The 20,707-nt window shown below is 70.6% G+C and carries 21 protein-coding genes; 11 read left to right on the plus strand and 10 right to left on the minus strand.

Annotated elements, in window-relative coordinates:
• The first annotated feature begins 44 nt into the window (after positions 1–44).
• Complete coding sequence (locus tag ATM97_RS26290; protein ID WP_218720868.1) at positions 45–944, plus strand: LysR family transcriptional regulator ArgP; 900 nt, start codon at positions 45–47, stop codon at positions 942–944.
• A 24-nt stretch (positions 945–968) separates the two neighbouring features.
• On the opposite strand, the gene ATM97_RS26295 is transcribed toward ATM97_RS26290, so the two are convergent.
• Positions 969–1,313 (minus strand): zinc ribbon domain-containing protein YjdM, encoded by a 345-nt coding sequence (locus ATM97_RS26295; RefSeq protein WP_218720869.1) that lies wholly within the window; start codon positions 1,311–1,313, stop codon positions 969–971.
• Between the two features lie 19 nt (positions 1,314–1,332).
• Positions 1,333–2,136 (minus strand): alpha/beta fold hydrolase, encoded by an 804-nt coding sequence (locus tag ATM97_RS26300; RefSeq protein ID WP_218720870.1) that lies wholly within the window; start codon positions 2,134–2,136, stop codon positions 1,333–1,335.
• Between the two features lie 101 nt (positions 2,137–2,237).
• On the opposite strand from ATM97_RS26300, the gene ATM97_RS26305 reads away from it, so the two are divergent.
• The 3 genes from ATM97_RS26305 (at position 2,238) to ATM97_RS26315 (ending at position 6,097) form a co-directional block, all read left to right on the plus strand.
• The gene (locus ATM97_RS26305; protein ID WP_218720894.1) at positions 2,238–2,549 is read left to right on the plus strand and encodes a helix-turn-helix transcriptional regulator; all 312 of its coding nucleotides are present in this window, start codon (positions 2,238–2,240) and stop codon (positions 2,547–2,549) included.
• A gap of 108 nt (positions 2,550–2,657) precedes the next feature.
• Positions 2,658–4,460, plus strand: a complete 1,803-nt coding sequence (locus tag ATM97_RS26310; protein WP_218720895.1) for a phosphoenolpyruvate carboxykinase (GTP) — start codon at positions 2,658–2,660, stop codon at positions 4,458–4,460.
• Between the two features lie 2 nt (positions 4,461–4,462).
• Positions 4,463–6,097: a SulP family inorganic anion transporter gene (locus ATM97_RS26315; protein WP_218720871.1), complete on the plus strand. Its 1,635-nt coding sequence runs from the start codon at positions 4,463–4,465 to the stop codon at positions 6,095–6,097.
• A gap of 55 nt (positions 6,098–6,152) precedes the next feature.
• On the opposite strand, the gene ATM97_RS26320 is transcribed toward ATM97_RS26315, so the two are convergent.
• Positions 6,153–7,133 (minus strand): GlxA family transcriptional regulator, encoded by a 981-nt coding sequence (locus ATM97_RS26320; protein WP_218720872.1) that lies wholly within the window; start codon positions 7,131–7,133, stop codon positions 6,153–6,155.
• Positions 7,134–7,184: 51 nt separating this feature from the next.
• Here ATM97_RS26320 and ATM97_RS26325 point away from each other — a divergent pair, with 51 nt between their 5' ends.
• A complete protein-coding gene (locus ATM97_RS26325) occupies positions 7,185–7,571 on the plus strand; it encodes a cupin domain-containing protein (protein WP_218720873.1) in 387 nt (128 codons plus the stop codon).
• 20 nt (positions 7,572–7,591) lie between these two features.
• Here ATM97_RS26325 and ATM97_RS26330 read toward each other — a convergent pair whose 3' ends face one another.
• Positions 7,592–8,392 (minus strand): hypothetical protein, encoded by an 801-nt coding sequence (locus ATM97_RS26330; protein ID WP_218720874.1) that lies wholly within the window; start codon positions 8,390–8,392, stop codon positions 7,592–7,594.
• A 63-nt stretch (positions 8,393–8,455) separates the two neighbouring features.
• The gene (locus ATM97_RS26335) at positions 8,456–8,920 is read right to left on the minus strand and encodes a MarR family transcriptional regulator (RefSeq protein ID WP_308248623.1); all 465 of its coding nucleotides are present in this window, start codon (positions 8,918–8,920) and stop codon (positions 8,456–8,458) included.
• A 68-nt stretch (positions 8,921–8,988) separates the two neighbouring features.
• Here ATM97_RS26335 and ATM97_RS26340 point away from each other — a divergent pair, with 68 nt between their 5' ends.
• Together ATM97_RS26340 and ATM97_RS26345 are read left to right on the plus strand one after the other, a co-directional pair.
• Positions 8,989–9,966 (plus strand): pirin family protein, encoded by a 978-nt coding sequence (locus tag ATM97_RS26340; protein WP_218720876.1) that lies wholly within the window; start codon positions 8,989–8,991, stop codon positions 9,964–9,966.
• Positions 9,967–10,101: 135 nt separating this feature from the next.
• The gene (locus ATM97_RS26345) at positions 10,102–10,398 is read left to right on the plus strand and encodes an excalibur calcium-binding domain-containing protein (protein WP_218720877.1); all 297 of its coding nucleotides are present in this window, start codon (positions 10,102–10,104) and stop codon (positions 10,396–10,398) included.
• 98 nt (positions 10,399–10,496) lie between these two features.
• Here ATM97_RS26345 and ATM97_RS26350 read toward each other — a convergent pair whose 3' ends face one another.
• Complete coding sequence (locus tag ATM97_RS26350) at positions 10,497–10,730, minus strand: DUF3618 domain-containing protein (protein ID WP_374104904.1); 234 nt, start codon at positions 10,728–10,730, stop codon at positions 10,497–10,499.
• 73 nt (positions 10,731–10,803) lie between these two features.
• On the opposite strand from ATM97_RS26350, the gene bcp reads away from it, so the two are divergent.
• Complete coding sequence (gene bcp, locus ATM97_RS26355) at positions 10,804–11,277, plus strand: thioredoxin-dependent thiol peroxidase (protein WP_218720879.1); 474 nt, start codon at positions 10,804–10,806, stop codon at positions 11,275–11,277.
• Here the strand turns inward: bcp and ATM97_RS26360 are convergent, their stop codons facing one another.
• On the minus strand, positions 11,278–11,994 hold the full coding sequence (locus tag ATM97_RS26360) for a TetR/AcrR family transcriptional regulator (protein ID WP_255588449.1): 717 nt from the start codon (positions 11,992–11,994) through the stop codon (positions 11,278–11,280).
• A 115-nt stretch (positions 11,995–12,109) separates the two neighbouring features.
• Between ATM97_RS26360 and ATM97_RS26365 the strand changes: the two genes are divergently transcribed.
• Entirely contained in the window at positions 12,110–13,069 is a 960-nt protein-coding gene (locus tag ATM97_RS26365) for an ATP-binding cassette domain-containing protein (RefSeq protein ID WP_218720880.1), read from the plus strand.
• Positions 13,070–13,093: 24 nt separating this feature from the next.
• Entirely contained in the window at positions 13,094–13,882 is a 789-nt protein-coding gene (locus ATM97_RS26370; protein ID WP_218720881.1) for an ABC transporter permease, read from the plus strand.
• 64 nt (positions 13,883–13,946) lie between these two features.
• Here the strand turns inward: ATM97_RS26370 and ATM97_RS26375 are convergent, their stop codons facing one another.
• The gene (locus ATM97_RS26375) at positions 13,947–15,182 is read right to left on the minus strand and encodes a hypothetical protein (protein ID WP_218720882.1); all 1,236 of its coding nucleotides are present in this window, start codon (positions 15,180–15,182) and stop codon (positions 13,947–13,949) included.
• A 313-nt stretch (positions 15,183–15,495) separates the two neighbouring features.
• Here ATM97_RS26375 and ATM97_RS26380 point away from each other — a divergent pair, with 313 nt between their 5' ends.
• The gene (locus ATM97_RS26380) at positions 15,496–16,134 is read left to right on the plus strand and encodes a TetR/AcrR family transcriptional regulator (protein WP_255588466.1); all 639 of its coding nucleotides are present in this window, start codon (positions 15,496–15,498) and stop codon (positions 16,132–16,134) included.
• Between the two features lie 111 nt (positions 16,135–16,245).
• Here the strand turns inward: ATM97_RS26380 and ATM97_RS26385 are convergent, their stop codons facing one another.
• Positions 16,246–16,674, minus strand: a complete 429-nt coding sequence (locus ATM97_RS26385) for a holo-ACP synthase (RefSeq protein WP_218720884.1) — start codon at positions 16,672–16,674, stop codon at positions 16,246–16,248.
• A gap of 11 nt (positions 16,675–16,685) precedes the next feature.
• Positions 16,686–20,707: beta-ketoacyl synthase N-terminal-like domain-containing protein (locus ATM97_RS26390; RefSeq protein WP_305082664.1), on the minus strand; the 4,022-nt coding region annotated here is incomplete at its 5' end.

A 20,707-nucleotide genomic window follows, 5' to 3' on the forward strand; every position in this document is an offset into this window, starting at 1 on the left:
TTCAGGCCAGCTAATGATTCTTCACTACCATTAGAATTTCTTACATGGATCTGCAGCTGGACCAGTTGCGCGCGCTCGACGCGGTGCTCACCGAGGGCACCTTCGAGGCGGCGGCGCGGCGGTTGACCGTCACCCCATCGGCGATCAGCCAGCGGATCAAGGCGCTCGAGGAAGCCGCGGGCCGCATCCTGGTGCAGCGCTCGAAACCGGTGCGCGCCACCGAATCCGGGCTCGCGGTGCTGCGCTTGGCCCGGCAGGTGGAACTGCTCGCCGCCGACACCGCCCGCGAGCTCGGCGACGTCGACCGGCCCGCCGGGCGGCCGGCGCGGATCCCGATCGCCGTCAACGCCGATTCGCTGGAGACCTGGGTGATGCCCGCCCTGGCGAGGGTGGGCGACCAGATCTGCTTCGAACTGCATCGCGAGGACGAGGAACACACCACGCGACTGCTGCGCGACGGCACCGTGATGGCGGCGATCACCTCGACCGCGACGCCCGTCCAGGGCTGCAAGGTCGTCGCGCTCGGCGCCATGCGCTACCAGTCGCTGGCGACGCCGGATTTCGTCGCGGACTGGTTCCCCGACGGCGCGCGCCCCGGCTCGTACGCGCACGTGCCGATGATCCAGTTCGACCGCAAGGACGATCTCCAGTTCCGCCACGTCGGCCGCCGGTCGACCCTGCCGATCGACCCGCCGATGCATTTCGTGCCGTCGTCGAACGCCTTCGGCGACGCGGTGCGCCTGGGCATGGGCTGGGGCATGCTGCCCGACCTGCAGACCGAAAAGGAGAGGGCCGAGGGCACACTCGTCAATATCGACGGCCGTGCCCACATCGACGTCCCGCTCTACTGGCAGCAGTGGAAGCTCGACTCCCCCGCGCTGGGCAAGACCGCGGCGGCCATCGTGGCGGCCGCCGCGGACAAGCTGATCCAGCCGGTGCGGTGATCTCGAACCGTCACGTGGCCCTCGTCAGACCTTCTTCACCACACTGGACTTCAACTGCATCGGTCCGATGCCGTCTACCTTGCAGTCGATGTCGTGATCACCGACGCCCTGCACCAGGCGGATGTTGCGCACCTTGGTGCCCGCCTTGATGCCGGTCGGACTGCCTTTGACCTTGAGGGTCTTGACCACCGTCACGGTGTCGCCGTCGGCGAGCACATTGCCGACGGCGTCGCGGATCACGTCGGCACCGGCGTCGTCGGCACCGGCGGGCGACCACTCGTTGGCACACTCCGGGCACACCAGCAGGGCGCCGAGCTCGTAGGTGTATTCGCAGGAACAGGCGGGACAGGGCGGCAGCGAATCGCTCATCGGTATTCCTTCGGGGAGATCAAGCGGCGGAGAGGAATTCGACGAGGACCCGGTTGATCTCGTCGGGCTGTTCGAGGTAGCCGTAGTGCCCGCACCGTTCGATCTCGGCATAGCGGGCGCCGGGGATAGCCTCGGCGACCTCGCGGCAGAACCGCGCGGGCACCATCTGGTCGTCGGCGAATCCGACGACCAGGCTGGGCACGGTGATCCCCCGGTAGGCCTCGCGGCGGTCCTGGGAGCGGTCCATCCCCAGCTGGGCGCGGGTGCCGGGAGTGCCCTTGCCCGAGGTGAATTCGAAGATGTCGAGCCACTCCTGCGCCTTGGCCGGGTCGGCCAGGGTGTGCGGGGACAGGTTCAGCATCGCCTTGACCGCGGCCGCGTACTCCGGGGGCAGCGCGATCCCCTTGTCGAACAACGCCTGTTCGCCGCGGTTGAGGGTGCTCGACACCGGGTGCGGCCGCGCGGTGGCCGCGAACATGACGGCCTTGCCCAGCAGTTCGGGACGGGCCAGCGCGAGCTCGGCCACCACCCGCGACCCCATCGACGTCCCGACCACGTGCGCGGGTGCGCCCAGGTGCTCGATCAGGGCGGCGGTATCGCCGACCAGATCGGCCATGGTGATCCCCGCCGCCGACTCCGAGGACGGCGCGATCCCCCGATTGTCGACCGTGACGACCCGAAAGCCTGCCCCGACCAGGGCGGGCACCTGATACGTTCGCCAGACCCGGCCGGGGCTGCCGCTGCCCATCACGAGCAGGACCAGCGGCCCGGACCCGGTGACGTCGTAGTTGAGCTGGATGCCGTTGAGCGAGGCGAGGGGCATATTTCTCCTGTTAGCCTGTTTGCTAAAGTTAGAAAACACCATACCGCCACGGCAGGACGGGGTTCACCACGGTGCCAGGATTGAGCAGGCCGCTGTACCAGATGAAGGCCGACTTCTTCAAAACCCTCGGCCATCCGGTCCGTATCCGGGTGCTGGAGTTGCTCAGCGAGCGCGAACACGCGGTCTCGGAGATGCTGCCCGAGGTCGGCGTCGAGGCGGCGAACCTGTCTCAGCAGCTGGCCATCCTGCGCCGGGCCGGCCTGGTGACCGCGCGACGCGAGGGACTGTCGGTGACCTACGAACTCACCTCGCCGCGCGTGAAGGAGCTGCTGATCGTAGCTCGCGCGATCCTGACCGGCGTAGTGGCCGGGCAGGCGGAACTCCTCGAGAACCCCGAGTCCACCGTGGCCTGACCCACCCGCTCCCCACCGGGCCACCTCCACCCACTGATTGCACATTTTCTAAATTAGACACCTAGCAAGTTGACAAGGAGAACACCCGTGACCGCGAGCTCCGCGCCGATGACGGTTCCCACCGACCACCCGGCCATCCTGCGCTGGGTCGACGAGATCGCCGACCTGACCACGCCCGACCGCGTGGTCTGGTGCGACGGGTCCCGCGACGAATGGGATCGGCTGACCGACGAACTCGTCGAGAAGGGCACCTTCGTCCGGCTCACCGGCAAGCCCAACTCCTTCTGGTGCGTCTCCGACCCGGACGACGTCGCCCGTGTCGAGGACCGCACCTTCATCTGCTCCGCCGACCCCGCCGACGCCGGCCCGACCAACAACTGGGTCGATCCCGTCGACATGCGCACCGTCATGACCGAGCACTACCGCGGCGCGATGACAGGTCGCACGATGTATGTCATCGGCTTCTGCATGGGCCCGCTCGACGCCGCCGAACCGAAGTTCGGTGTGCAGATCACCGACTCACCGTATGTGGCGGTGTCGATGCAGATCATGACCCGCTCGGGCACGCCGGTCTGGGAAAAACTCACCGGCGACACCGACTTCGTCCAGTGCCTGCATTCGGTCGGAGCGCCGCTCGGTGCGGGCCAGGCCGACGTGCCGTGGCCGTGCGACAGCACCAAATACATCGCGCACTTCCCCGAATCGCGCACCATCTGGAGCTACGGCTCCGGCTACGGCGGCAACGCGCTGCTGGGTAAGAAGTGCTTCGCGCTGCGGATCGCCTCGGTCATCGGGCGCGACGAGGGCTGGCTGGCCGAGCACATGCTCATCCTCAAACTCACCTCACCGCAGGGCCGCACGCACTATGTGGCCGCGGCGTTCCCGTCCTCCTGCGGCAAGACCAATCTGGCGATGCTGGAACCCGCGCTACCCGGCTGGCAGGCCGAGACCATCGGCGACGACATCGCCTGGATGCGTTTCGGCGCCGACGGCAGGCTGTACGCGGTCAACCCGGAGGCCGGGTTCTTCGGCGTCGCGCCCGGCACCGGCGCGCGCACCAATCCCAACGCCATCGCCACCATCGACCGCGGCAACTCCCTCTTCACCAACACCGCGCTCACCGATCAGGGCGACGTGTGGTGGGAAGGACTGACGAAGCAGCCGCCCGCCCACCTCACCGACTGGCGCGGCAACGACTGGACGCCCGAATCCGGAACCCCTGCCGCGCACCCGAATTCGCGCTACTGCACCCCGATCGAGCAGTGCCCGTCGGTGGCGCCGGAGTGGAACGACCCGACCGGCGTGCCGATCTCGGCGATCTTCTTCGGCGGGCGCCGCGCGAGCACCGTGCCGCTGATCGCCGAGACCTTCGACTGGGCGCACGGCGTGTTCACCGCGTCGGTGCTGTCCTCGGAGACCACCGCGGCGGCCACCGGGGCGGTCGGCCTCGTCCGCCGCGATCCGATGGCGATGCTGCCGTTCCTCGGCTATCACGTGGGCGACTACTTCGCGCACTGGCTGCGGCTCGGCGCCGCGGCCGACGCCGCCAAGCTGCCGAAGATCTTCCAGGTCAACTGGTTCCGGCGTGATGCCGACGGGACCTTCCTGTGGCCCGGCTTCGGCGACAACGTGCGCGTGCTGAAGTGGGCGCTGGAACGCCTCGACGGCACCGCCGACGCGCAGTGGACGCCGATCGGCTACGTGCCGACCGCCGACGCGCTGGACCTGTCCGGGCTCGACGAGGCCGACCGCGCGCTGGTCGAGAAGGCGCTGGTCGTCGACGCCGCGGAGTGGGTCACCGAGACCCGGTCCATCGACGAATGGTTCGCCCGCATCGGCGGCAACCGGTTACCCGACGAACTGCGCGAGCAGCTGGCGGCACTGAAGTTGCGCCTGCTCGGCAACCGCTGACCATGCGGGCACTGCTGCCGACCTGGTCGGAGTGGAAGCCCGCCTTCCTGGCGCCGGGCACGGATCTGATGGCGGGGCTGATCGTGGCGCTGGTGGCTCTGCCGCTGGCGCTGGGATTCGGCATCAGTTCCGGGCTCGGCGCCGCCGCCGGTCTGGCGACGGCGATCGTGGCCGGCGCGCTGGCCGCCGTCTTCGGCGGCTCGCGCTTCCAGGTGTCGGGGCCGACCGGTGCGATGACCGTGGTGCTGGTGCCGATCGTGCACGAGCACGGCGCGTCCGGGGTGCTGACCGTCGGGCTGATGGCAGGTGTGCTGCTGGTGGCACTGGCCTTCGCCGGTGTCGGCCGCGCGGTGCGGTTCATGCCGGCTCCGGTGATCGAGGGTTTCACCGCGGGCATCGCGGTGGTGATCGCGCTGCAACAGTTTCCGGGCGCGCTGGGGGTGTCCGGAGCCGAGGGCGAGAAGGTCTGGCAGTCGGCCATCGACGCCGTGCGACGGTTCGTCGAGCACCCGAACGCGACCGCGCCGGTGACGGCGCTGGTGGTGGCGGTCGTGATCCTGATCGGCGGGCGGTTTCTGCCCAAGCTGCCGTTCGCGCTGGTCGCCGTCGCGGTGGCGACGGTCGTCGGTACCGTGTTCGACCTGGATCTGGCCCGGATCGGAGCGATCCCGGCCGGGCTGCCCGCACCCTCGCTGAGTTTTGTGCACGCCGACGAACTGACCACGCTGCTGTTGCCCGCGCTCGCCGTCGCCACACTGGCCGCGCTCGAATCCCTGCTGTCGGCCACCGCGGCCGATGCCATGGCCGTCGGGACCCGCCACGACCCGGACCGGGAACTGTTCGGCCAGGGACTGGCGAATATCGCCGCGCCGCTGTTCGGCGGCGTGCCCGCGACCGGTGCGATCGCCCGCACCGCGGTCAACGTGCGCTCGGGGGCGCGCACCCGGCTGGCGGCGCTGACGCACGCGGCGATCCTGGCGGGCATCGTCTACCTGGCGGCCGGGCTCGTCGCCGACATCCCGATCGCGGCGCTGGCCGGGGTGCTGCTGGCGACGACCGTGCGGATGGTGGAGACCGCGTCGCTGGCCGCGATCGCGCGCGCCTCGCGGGGCGACGCGATCGTGATGCTGGTGACCTTCCTCGTCACCGTGGCGTTCGACCTGGTCACGGCAGTGGTGATCGGTATCGGTTTCGCGCTCGTGCTCGCGGTGCGCGCGGTGGCCCGCGAGGCGAGCCTGCACCAGGTCCCACTGGACGACAGCGATCATCTCGGCGAGGAACACGACCTGCTGCGCGACCACATCGTCGCCTACCGCATCGAGGGCCCGCTGTTCTTCGCCGCCGCCCACCGCTTCCTGCTGGAGTTGTCCGAAGTCGCCGACGTGCGGGTGGTGATCCTCCGGATGTCGCGCGTCACCGCCCTTGACACCACCGGCGCCCTGGTCTTGGCCGACGCCGTCACCAAACTCCAGCACCGCCACATCACCGTCCTGATGTCCGGTCTGCGCGAAGACCACCGCACCCGCCTGGCGGCCATGGACGCCCTCCCGGCCGGCGGCGACGACGCCGTCTTCCCCGACACCGGGACCGCCATCACCTACGCCCGCCGCTTCCTGCCCACCCACCGAACCCCGTGAGCGTCCACCGCGCCGACCGGCGCTGAACCGGCTGTGCCGCCGGGCGACCCGCGAATCACGCGGAACGGGTGCGGAACTGTGCGCGGTACGCGGTCGGGGTGAGGCCGGTGGCGGCGGCGAGGTGGGTGCGCAGGTTCACCGCGGTGCCGAGGCCGCTCGCGGTGGCGACCTGTTCGACGGTGAGGTCGCTCGCTTCGAGGAGGCGCCGCGCGTGGTCGAGGCGGCGGGCGGTGAGCCAGGACAACGGGGTACAGCCGAGTTCGGCGCGGAAGCGCCGGTGCAGGGTGGCCACGCTCACACACGCGTGGGCCGCGAGATCGGTGACCGTGATCGGTTCGGTCGCATGATGTTCGGCCCACTCCACCGTCGAAGCCAGGGACGGGCCGGGGTCGCGCGGCACCGGACGGTCGATGAACTGACGCTGGCCGCCGCGGCGGTGCGCGGCGAAGACCAGGCGGCGCGCGACCGCGGTCGCGACCGCGGTCCCGTGATCACGACCGACCAGATACAGCGCCAGGTCCAGGGCCGCCGCGCTGCCGGCCGAGGTGAGGATGTCGCCGTCGTCGATGAACAGCACGGCGTCGTCGACCTCGGTGTCGGGGAAACGACGCCGGAACTCGGCGGCCCACTGCCAATGCAGGGTGACGGTGCGCCCGGCCAGTACTCCGGCCTCGGCGAGGGTGAACGCCCCGCTGCACATGCCGACCAGCCGGGCGCCCCTGGCATGCGCGCGAGCGATCGCCGCGAGTACGGCCGGGTCCCGTGGTGTGCCGGTGTCCGGGCGGTTCGGGACGATCACGGTGTCGGCGGCGTCGAGCAGGGACAGCTCGGCCAGACCGGTCATGGTGAAGAAGTTCTGCCGCATCGGCACCTCGCGCCCGTGCGCGCAGAGCCGGAAGTCGTAGAGCAGACCACCGATCTCGGGGCGGTCGATGCCGAAGACCTCGGTCATACAGGCGAGTTCGAACGGGTTGGACCCCTCGTCGACGAGCGCCGCGATCCGGTGCAGACCCGGGTGCGAGAAATCTTGCGACATGCGTCATTCATCGCACTGTTCGGCGCGGTACCGCAACCGCGACCATGAGGCATGACCGATCGACCGATGAATATCGACGCCGCGCTCGCCACCTTCGACGCCCTGTGGAGCCCCCGTATCCTGGCCCGGGTCAACGACTGGGATGTGCGCCTGGCCAAGGTGCGCGGCGAGCACCTCTGGCACGCCCACCACGACACCGACGAGTTCTTCCTCGTCCTCGACGGCACCCTCGACATCGACCTGCGCGGGCCGGACCGGCGAGTCACCCTGCACCGCAACGACACCTACGTCGTGCCGCGCGGGGTCGACCACCGCCCCTCGTCCGTGGCGGGCGCGACCCTGCTCCTGTTCGAGCCCGCGGGGACCCTGAGCACCGGCGACCACACAGGCGAGATCCCCGACCACATCACCGCCACCACCGGGACCGCGCTGAGCTGAACCGCGGGCCGCCGACGTGGTCAGCCCGCGGTGGCGGCGAAGTACGCGGTCCGCACGGCGACCTGCGGCGGGGGCGGGAAGTCGGGGTTGCCCGAACCGAGCGGGCCGACCCGCACCGTCCAGGTGCTCGACGACGTGTCGACCGCGGTGCGCGCGTTCGCGGGCTGGAGCACCACGTCGTGGCCACCGTCGCAGGAGTACGCGCCGACCAGGCCGTCGGAGCGACCGCCCCAGGCGCCGCCGACGCGGATGCGGCAGTGCCTGCCGTCGGCCAGTTCCAGCGCCCACGGTTCGGGCGATTCGGTGCGGCCGACCGCGCCGAGCTGCGGCGTCACCGTGTAGCGGCGCAGCGTGCGCTGCCAGGGGTCGCTCGCGCAGAGCAGGGTGGTGTTGCCGGGCGGAGCCCAGCAGACATCGGCCGAGTCGGCGGCGGCGCCGCAGCCGGAGTAGATACCCGGGGTGTTCCCCGAGCGGCTCGGTTCGGCGTATCGGCAGTCCAGCGTGCCGTACGGATCGGGGCTGACGACGGTGAAACCGTCAGCGGGCTGACCGGCGGCGGTGACCGCGACGACCGAGACGACACCGGTCGCCGCGCTGGTCGGAGTGGATGTGGCCGGGCTCGCGGTAGTCGGCGGTCCGGGGCCGGTCGTCGCGCCCGGCGTCACCGGCTCGGTGGTCTGGCCCGGCGTCACACCGGACGTGGCCGGTTGCCCGGTGACCTGGGTCGGAGTCGGGGTGGCGATCTCCGACGACGAACACCCGGCGAGGACGATGGTCAGCGCCGCGCCCAGCGCACCGGCGACCCCTGCTCGAACAGTCATAGCCACCCCTGAGTTCGACGAACCCGACCTTCGAGTTGTCCATCGACCGGGCGCGCGAATTCGTTAACCGGGCAAGGCTGTTCGGGCGTCGCTCGCCCCGACCACCTTCGCCGAGAGCGAGCGGAGCGCGTCGCTCTCGCCCTCGCTGAGCCGGTCGACGAACACCTCGCGCACCAGCTCGACGTGCTCGGGCGCGGCCCGGCCGAGCACCGCGCGCCCCTCCTCGGTCAGCGAGACGACGATCCCGCGCGCGTCGTCCTCGGCGGGCCTGCGGTCGACGAGCCCGCGCGCCGCCATCCGGGCCAGCTGCTTGGACAGCCGGGACTTGTCCCAGCACACCTCGCCCGCGAGTTCCTTGGCCCGCATGCAGCCGTTCGGCGTGGCCGACAGCGGCACCATCAGCTCGTAGTCGGCCATCGACAGCCCGTGCTCGGCCAGGCCGGCCGCGATCGCCGCGTCCAAGCGCTGACGCATGCGGATGTAGGCCTGCCAGGTCTGCTGCTCTTCCTCGGTCAACCATCGAGTCACGGGAATGATCCTAGAACCCATTTGGTTGACATGGAAACAAAGCACGTATGGACCAGGAGGCGCATCCCATGCCCGCAATCACCGTCGACGACATCATGGTGCTGCCCCGGCTGCCCCGACCGGATGTCACCGAGACCCAGCGACCCGTCCGCCAGATCGTCACCGCCGCGCGTCAGCGCGAAGGCGCGGGCTTCGAGGTGACCCGCCCCTTCCCCAGCGTCGACCTGCGCTCGGCCGACCCGTTCATCCTGCTCGACCAGATGGGCCCCGTCGCCTACGAGCCCTACGAGGCCAAGGGCGCGCCCTGGCATCCGCATCGCGGCTTCGAGACCGTCACCTACATGCTCGACGGCACCATGGTCCACCACGATTCGCAGGGCGGCGGCGGCGTCATCAGCGAAGGCGACACGCAGTGGATGACCGCGGGCTCGGGCATGCTGCACGACGAACTGCCCGAGGAGAAGCTCGTCATCTCCGGCGGCACCTTCCACGGCATCCAGCTGTGGGTGAACCTGCCGCGGGCGAACAAGTTCGCCACCCCGCGCTACCAGGACCTGCGCGCGAGTGAGCTGACCCTGGTCAGCTCGCACGACGGCGGCGCGCTCGTGCGCGTCATCGCCGGTGACCTCGCCGGCTTCACCGGTCCCGGCTCCACCTACACCCCCATCGCCTACGCGCACGCCTCGCTGGTACCCGGCGCCCAGCTCGAGACGCCGTGGCCCAAGGACTACACCGCGCTGGCCTACGTGCTGTCCGGCAGCGGCACCGTCGGCGTCGAGCACAGGCCGATCGGCGCCGGTCAGCTCGTGGTCTTCGGCAAGGGCGACGCCATCACCCTGACCGCCGATCGCACCCAGCACAGCAGCACCGGCGATCTCGAGGTCCTGCTGCTCGGCGGAAGGCCGTTGCGCGAACCGGTGATCCAGTACGGTCCGTTCGTCATGAACACCAGGGAGGAGATCATCGAGGCCATGGAGGATTTCCAGGCAGGCCGGATGGGCACCGTGCCCGCCGAGCACCTGACCGGACGACGTCTGGGCGAGTAGGCGGTCCCGGCGGCAGACGATCCGCAGACGCCACGCGGTTGACAACCGGACGCCCCGTCACGAAGGTTGACGGGGCCGCCCGGGGTGCGAAGTGTCCGGGCCCACAACCGAACCGCAGCAGACATCGAGGAATTCATGAACGTTCGCCGGCTCACCGTGAGCCTCGCCGCCGCAGGTCTGACCCTGCTCGCCGTCCCCGCCGCCCACGCCGATGTGGTGTCGGGTTCCGCGGGCACCGGCTCTTCCAGCTTCGACTCGCTCCTCGGCGCGACCGGCTCGGCCAACCTGGTCCAGTCCGGCTCGGCCGGTGGCGCCTTCCGTAGCTGCGACGACGCGATCGCCGCCGGTCGCGCCCCGCTGTTCCGCGGCGAAGCGGGCTACTCCCCCCACCTCGACCCCGACGGTGACGGGCTGGCCTGCCCCACGCAGTAGTCTCGGCGGCTGGCGCCGCGTGGTGGGGCTGTTGCCTCACAGAAGAAACCCCCGATGTGGCCGGTGCCGCATCGGGGGTTTCTGCGTTCAACGCTTACTCAGCGGCGAAAGATCTTGACCAGCAGCAAGCCTGCCACCAGGGCACCTGCGCCGATCAGCGTGTATTTGACCTTCGGCTCGTTCAACTTGGCGACCACGATCGCCTTGGTGTCGTCCGCGATCCGCTGCGGATCGGCGCGCACCGCCAGTTCGTCGAGCGTCGTCGCCAACCGGGCGCGCGCGATCTCGATCTCGCGCTCGATCCGGTCGGTGTCGTCCTTGGCCACCGTCACCTCCAATATTGTCTGCTGCTCGCCGACGAGTCTATCCATGCGTTCGTCGCACCCGGTCGGTTACCGTGCGGTGGTGACCGACAACCATCGCCTCTCCCCCGGAGACACCGCCCCCGATTTCACGCTGCCCGACGCCGACGGCACGGACGTGTCGCTGTCGGACTACCGCGGCCGCAAGGTGATCGTCTACTTCTACCCGGCCGCCAGCACACCCGGCTGCACCAAGCAGGCCTGCGATTTCCGCGACAACCTGGCCGAGCTCGGCGGCGCTGGCATCGACGTCATCGGCATCTCGCCGGACAAGCCCGCCAAGCTGGCCAAGTTCCGCGACGCCGAGGGCCTGACCTTCCCACTGCTGTCGGACCCCGAGCGCGACGTGCTGAAGGAGTGGGGCGCGTTCGGCGAGAAGATGATGTACGGCAAGACCGTCACCGGCGTCATCCGCTCGACCTTCCTGGTCGACGAAAAGGGCAAGATCGAACTCGCCCAGTACAACGTCCGCGCCACCGGCCACGTCGCCAAGCTGCGCCGCGACCTGTCGGTGTAGCTAGTCGCCGAAGGTGCCGATGAACACCTCGTAGCCGTCGAGCAGGCGGGCCAGCCCGAACTCGAAATCGGCTTTGCTCCAGTCGATATCGTCGTCGTCGAAGGCGGAGGCGGACAGCGCGGCGGTCACCGAGGGAAAGCGCTGGGGGTCGAGCACCCGCGCCAGTACCGAGGCGAAGTCGCCGTCCTCCTCCGTCTGCAGGTCGCGCACGGCCCGCCGCTTGCCCACCACGAACATCGACAGGTTCATCACCAGCTGGAGCTTGACCGGCTCGGGCACCGCCGTCTCGCTCAGCAGCCGCAGACCGGCGTCGAGCCAGGCCATGTTGTTGGGCCCCAGCGGTGGCCGGTTCAGCGGGATGTCCACCCACCACGGATGCGTGCCGATCCGCTCGAACTCCGCGCTCGCCCATTGCTCGAGCCCGGCCCGCCACGGCGTGCCTGCCGCGATGACCGGCGGCGCGCCGACCACCCGGTCCAGCAGCAGGTCCTCCAGCGTGTTCTTGCTGTCGACATAGCGATACAGCGACATGGCCGTGAAGCCGAGCTGCTTGGCGACCCGGCCCATCGACAGCGCCGCGTACCCCTCCGCGTCGGCCACCGCGACGGCGGCGTCCAGGATCTGGTCGAGGGTCAGCGTGCGCCGGGGGCCGCGCGTACCGGGCTGCTCCAGCCCCCACATCAGCTCGACCGCCTTCGGTAGCGCCGCGTCCGTCATCCGCTCTTCCTCCTCCGCTCGCGTCGACTCTAGCGGTGCCGCTCTTGTGCTCAATAACTGCTTACTCTATAAACTATGTTTATCACATAAACAGTTTCTCGATCGGAGAGAACTCATGACGCTCGACCCATCGCCCGCTGTCGCGGTTCACGGGCTGCGCAAGACCTTCGGTGCCCAGGCCGTGCTCGACGACCTCGATCTCGAGGTGGCACCCGGTACCGTTTTCGCGCTGCTCGGACCCAACGGGGCGGGCAAGACGACCCTGGTCCGCATCCTGGCCACCCTGATCCGGCCCGAACACGGCGACGTGCGCGTCTTCGGGCACGACGCCGTGCGCGAGGCCGCCACCGTGCGCGGCCTGATCGGCGTCACCGGGCAGTATGCGGCCGTCGACGGCGTGCTCACCGGCGCCGAGAACCTGCGGCTCACCGGCAGGCTGCTGCACCTGGGCACCACCGAGACCCGGCGCCGCGGCGCCGAGCTGCTCGACCGCTTCGACCTCGCCGACGCCGCCGACCGGCCGGTCTCGGCCTACTCCGGCGGCATGCGCCGCAGGCTCGACCTCGCCATGAGCCTGATGGGCAGACCGCGCCTGGTCTTCCTGGACGAACCGACCACCGGCCTGGACCCGCGCAGCCGCCGCGACCTCTGGGCCGCGATCCGCGACCTCGCGGCCGAGGGCACCACCGTCTTCCTCACCACGCAGTACCTGGAGGAAGCCGATCAGCTGGCCGACCGGATCGCCGTGCTCGACGGCGGGCACATCGTCGCCGACGGCACACCGGACGCACTCAAACGGCTCGTCCCCGGCGGGCACATCCGGTTCCGCTTCGCCGACCAGCGCCTGCTCGCGGCCGCCGCGCACGCTGTCGGCGACCAGGCGGGCCACCTCGACCCCGAGCAGCTGACCCTCCAGGTGCCTTCGGACGGCAGCGCGGTCGAGATCAAGCGGCTGCTCGACCGTTTCGCCGAGCTCGGCATCGCGATCGACCAGCTCAGCGTGCACACCCCCGACCTCGACGACGTCTTCTTCGCCCTGACCGGTCGCGCCCACCCGGCCGCGTCGGCCGCCTGACGCCCCCACGAAACGAGACCCACCATGACCACCGCCTCCCCCACCCTGCGAGCCGTGCACACCGCCCAGGACTCGATCACCATGCTGGACCGCAATATCCGGCACACCGTGCGCTCCCCCGACACCATGATCATGACCATCGCGCTGCCGGTGATGATCCTGCTGATGTTCGTCTACGTCTTCGGCGGCGCGATGGACGCGGGCCCCGGCCCCTACATCGACTACGTGGTGCCCGGAATCATCCTGCTGTGCGCGGGCTTCGGGGCATCGACCACGGCGGTCGCCCTGTCGACCGATCTGGCCGAGGGCATCATCGACCGGTTCCGCACCATGGCCATCGCCCGGTCGGCGGTGCTCACCGGGCACGTGGCCGAGAGCGTGCTCCGCAATCTGCTCACCTCCGCCGTCGTGATCGGGGTGGCGGTGGCGCTCGGTTTCCGGCCGACCACCGATCCGCTGCGCTGGCTCGGCGTCCTCGGCGTGCTGGCGATGTTCGTCTTCGCGCTGTCCTGGCTCGCCGCGGCGCTGGGTCTGCTCGCCCGGAACCCGGAGGCGGCCAACGGCTTCACCTTCTTCTTCATGTTCCTGCCGTACGTGAGCAGCGCGTTCGTCCCGACCGAGACGATGCCGACCTGGCTGCACACCTTCGCCGAGCACCAGCCGGTGACCCCGGTCATCGAGACGATGCGCGGCCTGCTGATGGGCACACCGACCGGCGACAGCGCCCTGGCGGCCGTCCTGTGGTGCGCAGGCATCGCGATCGCCGGGTATCTCGCCGCCGGTGTGCTGTTCCGCCGCCGGACCAGCGACTGACCGACGAGCGAGGGGCCGCGCGAGGTATCGCGCGGCCCCTCTTCTTCGCTGTCCGCCCGGCGACCTAGTCGGCCGAGGCCGAGTGTGGGCCCGCCGGCACCGGAGCCTGCGCGGGCTGCATACCCATCGGGATGCCCGTGCCGGGCAGGCTCGGCGCGGCGGCCGGCGTCTGCGGGACGACCGGCGCGGCGGGTTCCAGCGGCAGCGGTTCGTCCTGCGGCGCATCGCCGTAGAGCTGGGTCGGGTATCCCAGCGGGAACTGCGCCGGGTCGATCAGCTGGGGATTCGGCGACACCGTGTCGTAGGGCGACCCGCCGGTCGGTTCCCCGGCCGGGCTCACCTGCAGCCCACTGCCGGAATTCACCCCGCCCGAGGTGCCGCTCTGGCCCGAGCCGGTGTCGGCGACGGCACCGGCCTCGGGCACCGGGGAAACGACCGGCGCGACCGGATCCGCACCGGGCTCCGAGGACACCGCGGTGTTGTCCACCGCCTGCGGTCCCCCGTTCATCACCGCGTACGAGCCGCCCGCGACCAGCCCACCGGCCAGCAGACTGGCGGCCGCCGCAACCATAGCGGTGCCCCGCTTGGAATGCGGCGCCGCCGCCACCGGGACGTCGACGGAATCGCCGAGCGCGACCAGCGCGGCACCGGCGGCCGGGGCGAACGGCGCGAGCCGGCACGGCAGCACCGGCACGCCGAACCCGGCGACCGCCTCGCGCACGGCGGGCGCGTCGGCGGTGGAGCCGACCAGCACCACCGCGCCCGGCCGCACCCCGGCCGCCTCGAACTGATCCCAGGCCGCCGTCACCCCGGCGCGCAGGGCGTCGGGCGTGGGCGCGCCGGTCTGCGCGGAGGCGGCGAGCACGCGGTGCCTGCCCGGATCGAGCAGGGTCATCGCCTGATGCCCCGGCACGGCCTCGTAGACCAGCAGATTGTCGAATTCGTCGAGCCAGGTCATCGCGCCCGCGACGAACAGATGCGCCGACTTGGCCGAGACCAGCGAGGCCGTGCGCCACGGCGTCGAGGCGAGCCGGGTGACGATCGCGCGCCGCTCGACGGCGTCGCGGTAACTCACTGCCACTCCGGCGATCTCGTACTCGTCGTCGAGTTCGGCGGCCATCGTGTCCAGCGCGGTCTGCACCGCGACGGCGACCTCGGCCTTGCTGTCCCCGCCCGCCCGGACCGTGCGCCGCAGCAGCATCCGGTCGGTGAGGGTCGCGCCCGATTCGGCGAAGGCCACCGCGTGCACGGCGCCTCGCTCGGTGCTGACGCCGAGGGTGATCACAGATCCTGCAGCCACAAGTCTTGCCTTCCCTGTGCGAAACGATGCGGGACGGGACCGCACGGGGCCCATCACTTCGCGGTAGGTCGGTTGCGACGAGAGATCGCCGCGAATAAGCGTGCGGATGCACGCACGCTCATCTGATGATTCGTCACCAGCTGTGGCATGGATGGGAGGAATTTCGCCCAGTTGTTGACACGCTGTCGGTAGACGCGTGTCGGGGATGTGTGTATACCGCTAGCCTGGATGGGTGGAAGTACACGCGCAGGCCCGGTCCAAGCAGAGCCGTCCGGACCCTGCGCTCGAATTGCAGGACGACCCGCAAGAGCTCATGCCGCGCAAGCGGCCGACCCAGGAGCGCAGCAAGCGCAAGTTCGACGCACTGCTGCAGTCCTCGCGCGAGCTGCTCGTCGAGGTCGGCTTCGAATCGTTCACCTGTGAAGAGGTCGCGCAGCGCGCCGAGGTGCCGATCGGCACCCTGTACCAGTTCTTCGCCAACAAGTACGTGATCGTCTGCGAGCTCAATCGCCAAGACCTGGTTGCGGTTTCCCGCGAGCTCGCCGACTTCCACGGCGAGGTGCCGTCACTGGACTGGCTGCGGCACATGAATCAGTTCGTCGACCACCTGGCCGGTCTGTGGACCACCGATCCCTCGCGGCGCGAGGTGTGGCTGGCCATGCAGTCGACCCCGTCCACCCGGGCGACGGGCGCGCTGCACGAGAAGGAATTCGCCGAGGTGGTCTCGCAGATGCTGCGGCCACTGACGCCGCGCACCCCGCGCGCCCGGCGCACGATGATGGCCGAGGTGCTCGTGCACGTCGTCTACTCGATGCTGAACTTCTCCGTGCAGGACGAGCAGTCCAACGCCGACGCCGTCGCCGAACTCAAGCGCCTGATGGTCGCGTACCTGCTTGTGGCGGAAAAGGAATCACGCCACGACCGCCGCCCCGAGGATTCGGCCGAGAGCTGATCGCGGCGGGCGTCGGCGACCGGGCCGGTGACGAGGCAACTCGCCGGGTCCTGGGATTCCCGGCGAGTTGCCTGTGTACGTGCGAGATCAGCGGTAGCGGTGAGCCCGCGGTCAGTGCCGACCCTCGATGAGGTCGGCGAGTTCGCCCGGGTCTTCCAGCACGACCATGGCCGCCGCCGTGTCGCCGTCGTGGGTCAGCGACAGGTGCACACGGACGCGCGGCAGGAACTCCGCGGCCAGGCCGTGCAACTTGATGCTCGGCCTGCCCCAGGCGTCGTTCACGACCTCGATCAGCGGATACGGGTTGTCCCCGATCTGCGGGCTGCGCGCGAAGCGAGACGATGCCCAAGCCTTGAGCACCGCCTCCTTCGCGGCCCAGCGTGCGGCGAAGCTGCGGGCCGGGTCGGTCTGCTTGCTCTGGCAGTAGCGGCGTTCACCAGCGGTGAAGCTCTCCCTGAGCATCGTCGTCCCCGACCGTTGCAGCTGCTCGGCGAACTCGGAGATGGTCACCAAGTCCAAACCGATTCCGAGAATCGTCACGAAGCGGCAGCCTACGACGCTTCGGTCGACTGCGGGGCGGAACCGATTCGCCCGGTGCCGCAACCCCATCCGTTCGCCTGGTACACACCCTCGCCGTCGAGCCTGGCCTCCGGCGAGAGCAGCATGTCGGCCTCGAGCTGACGGATCTGCTTGGCCGGGGTGCCGTCGGCGCCCAGGCGGCGATCCGCCGGCTTCTCGTACAGCGCGGTGCCGCCGCACATCGCCTCGGCGAAGCGCTGCCGGCCGGCGAGCTGACGCGCCTGCGCCCGCTCCTGGTAGTCCGCCCGCGCCGACGGCTCGATCGCGGACAGGAACGCCTGCGGATGAACCACCGCGAGCAGACCCGACACGTGACCGAAGCCGAGCGAGGTCACCAGACCGGCCTTGAGCGCGAACTTGTCGCCGAAGCGCAGCGGCTCGCGCGCCCACACCAGGTGCGGGTAGGCCGCCATCTTCTCGTCGACACAGTCCAGGCTCCGGTTCGGCGGCACCACACCGTTTTCCAGCACCTGGCACAGGCCGATGAGCTGGAAGGCCGCCGCGCCGCCCTTGGCGTGGCCGGTGAGGCTCTTCTGCGAGACCACGAACAGCGGGGCGCCGTCGGTGCGACCCAGCGCGCCGGCGAGCCGCTCGTGCAGCTCCGACTCGTTGGGATCGTTGGCGGCGGTGGAGGTGTCGTGCTTGGAGATCACCGCGATGTCGTCCGGGGTGACGCCGAGCTTGCGCAGTTCGGCGGCCAGTCGCGAGCCGCTGCCGCCACGACCGGCACCCAGCGCGCCGAGACCCGGTGCGGGGATGGAGGTGTGCACGCCGTCGGCGAAGGACTGCGCGAAGGCGAGCACGCCGAGCACCGGCAGGCCCATCTCCACGGCCACGTCACCGCGGGCCAGCAGCACGGTGCCGCCACCCTGCGATTCCACGAACCCGCCGCGACGGCGGTCGTTGGCGCGGGAGAAGTACCGGTCGCTGATGCCCTTGGCGCGCATGGCCGCCGAGTCCGCGGTGGCCGACATGTCACCGAAGCCGACGATGCCCTCGATACCGAGATCGTCGTAACCACCGGCGACCACGACCTCGGCCTTGCCGAGCCGGATCTTGTCGACGGCTTCCTCCACCGACACCGCCGCCGTGGCACACGCCGCGACCGGGTGCACCATCGCGCCGTAGCTACCCACATAGGACTGCACCACGTGCGCCAGCGCGACGTTGGGCAGCGCCTCCTGCAGGATGTCGTTCGGGCGCGGCTCGCCGAGCAGGTTGTCGACGTAGAGCGAGCGCATCGAGGACATGCCGCCCATGCCGGTGCCCTGGGTGTTGGCCACCAGGCTCGGGTGCACCCAGCGCATCAGTTCGTCGGGGCTGAAGCCCGCGCCGACGAACGCGTCGACGGTGCAGACGATGTTCCACAGCGCGACCCGGTCGATCGAAGCGGCCATGTCGGCGGAGACACCCCAGATCGTGGGGTCCCAGCCGGTCGGGATCTGGCCACCGACGACGCGCGAGAGCTTCGCCTTGCGCGGCACCCGGATCTCGGTGCCCGCCTGCCGGGTGACGGTCCAGTCGCCGGAGTCGGCGACCGGGCTGATCACCGTGTGCTCGGGATCGGCGGTGTGGAAGGCGCGCGCCTCGGCCTCGTTGGCGACGGTGAAGCTCAGGTCCTGGTCGAGGAAGACCGAGGTGAGCAGCGGTGCCGCGTTGTCGAGCATCGCGCCGTCGTCCTCGTAGCGGCGCACGCCGCAGCGCTCGACGACGGTGTCGTGGTAGCGCTCGGCCAGCTCCGATTCCGGCACGAAGTCCCCGGATTCGGTGTCGTACCAGCCCGGCTTCGGGTCGTTCTCCCAGCGGATCAGACCGGTGGTCCAGGCCAGCTCGAGCACGCCCGCGGCGGAGAGCTTGTCCTCGACCTCCATCTCGAAGCGGGTGCGCGAGGAGCCGTACGGGCCGAGCTCGGCCGCGCCGACGATGACGACCATGTCGCTCAGGTCGGCGGTCACCTGGCCCCACTCCGGCACCGGCAGTGCCGAACTCAGGGTCGGCGGCGCGGGCAGCGCGGCGATGGTGGCGGCGGTGCTCGCCTCCTCCTCGCTCGCGGCCGCGGCCTCCTGGGCCTGCTTGGCCAGCGCGGGCAGGTCGAGCTTGGCGCGCGCCAGACCACCGGTGAGGTCGATCTGCTGCGGGCCGGTCTCGGTCACCTGACGTGCCCGCGAGGTGCACCACTTGAGCAGCTCGTCGGCCATCTCGGTGGTCGACCAGGTGTGCACGCCTGCCTTCTCGACGGCCTCGACCATCGGGTCGTTGTGGCCCATCAGCCCGGTGCCGCGCACCCAGCCGATCAGCGCGTGCACCATGGTGACGCGCGCGGACCACGACTTCTCGGCGCGCCAGCGGGTGACCACCGCGTCGAGCGCGGCCTTGGACTCGCCGTAGGCGCCGTCGCCGCCGAACAGGCCACGGTTGGGCGAACCCGGCAGCACCACATGCAGTTTCGCGTCGACGTCGTGGTCGGCGCCGAGGGCGGACAGGCCGCCGATCAGCCGCTCGACCGACCAGAGCAGGACCCGCATCTCCATCTCGGCGCGGGCGCCCGCGTCGGCGAGATCACCGGCGACGCGCGGTGCCGCGAACGGCAGCAGCAGCGTCGGGGTCATCGCGTCCTTGACCTTGATCTTGGCGCCACCCGCGTTGTCGACCTGTTCGGTGCCGACCCAGTCGATCAGCGCGTCGAGGTCCTGGTAGGAGGCCATGTTCGCGGGCACGACCCACAGCGCCGCGCCGTGGCGGGCGTTGTCGCGGTACAGCGCGCGGTAGAACCGCAGCCGCGCGTCGTCCAGGCGCGAGGTGGTGACCACCACGGTCGCACCGCCCGAGAGCAGCCTGCCGGTGACCGCGGCCGCGATGGAACCCTTGCTGGCGCCGGTGATCACGGCGACGTCGTCGGACCACAGACCGGGGTCGGTGCTGTCGAGCGCGGCTTCGGCGATCTGCGCGTACACCCCGGCCAGTACCGAGCGGGCCTCGTGCATCGCCCGCTGACGCCACCAGTTGGCCTGCGCGGCAACGGCTTCGCCGGCGCCCACGTAGCCGCCGAGCGGCAGTTCCGCGGTGGCGGCGTCGTCGCCGAGCCACATGGTCGCGAGGTCCTCGCGGGCGGTGGCCCAGCGGTCGTCGATCAGGACGGCCTTGCGGGCGTCGAACGCCGGGGCCACCAGTCGCGGCCAGTCGGTGCCGAGTTCGGCCGAGACCAGGTCGACGAGGGTGTCCTCGGTGACCTCGGGGGCGCTGACCTGCTCGCTGAGACCGAGCTGCTCGAGGATCACCCGGGCCGCGGTGGCGAGCACGCCGTCGCGGCCGGTGATCTGCTCGGTGAACTCGCCCAGTGCCGCCGCGTCGACGGTGCCGCCTGCCGCGCCACCCGCCGAGGGCAGCGAGACCGCGACACCACGTCGCGCCGCCACCGCCTGCACGGCGGCGTCGATGGCCGCGTCGACCGAGGCGGCGTCGGACAGCGCGCCGCCGACGAGCCCGCCGAGGTCGCCACCGCGCACGCTGGCGCCTTCGCGGGTGCCGAGGGAGACCTCGGCGGTGACGTGGCTGGCCCAGCCGTCGCCGAGCTCCCAGGTCTTCTTGACCCGGTCGGCGATGGCGGCGGGCCGCTTGCCGGAGGGGCCGAAGACCTTGCGCAGGTGATCGCCGATGGCGTCGGTGAGCACCGTGCCGAACGGCTTGTAGGTGCGGGCCAGGCGCTCGACGGTGGCGGACAGGGCGCCCATGTCGGCGTCGGCCGCGCCGTCGATGGCGCCGAGCGAGAGCTCGGAGCCGAGGTCGACCAGCAGCTGGTTGCGCCGCGAGGACACACCGTCGCAGAGGCCCTCGATGGTGTCGACCGGGCCGATCTGGTCCAGCCGCAGCTTGGTCCACAGCGCGATGAGCACGCGGGTGGCGTCGGCGGCGGTGAAGGAGATGTCGTCGGGACGCGGGCCACCGGTGGCGACCGGCGCCGCGGCGACCGGTGCGGCCGCGGCGGCGGGAGCGG

The organism is Nocardia sp. MH4, assembly GCF_019266065.1.
In the GTDB taxonomy this organism is placed as follows: Bacteria; Actinomycetota; Actinomycetes; order Mycobacteriales; family Mycobacteriaceae; genus Nocardia; species Nocardia canadensis.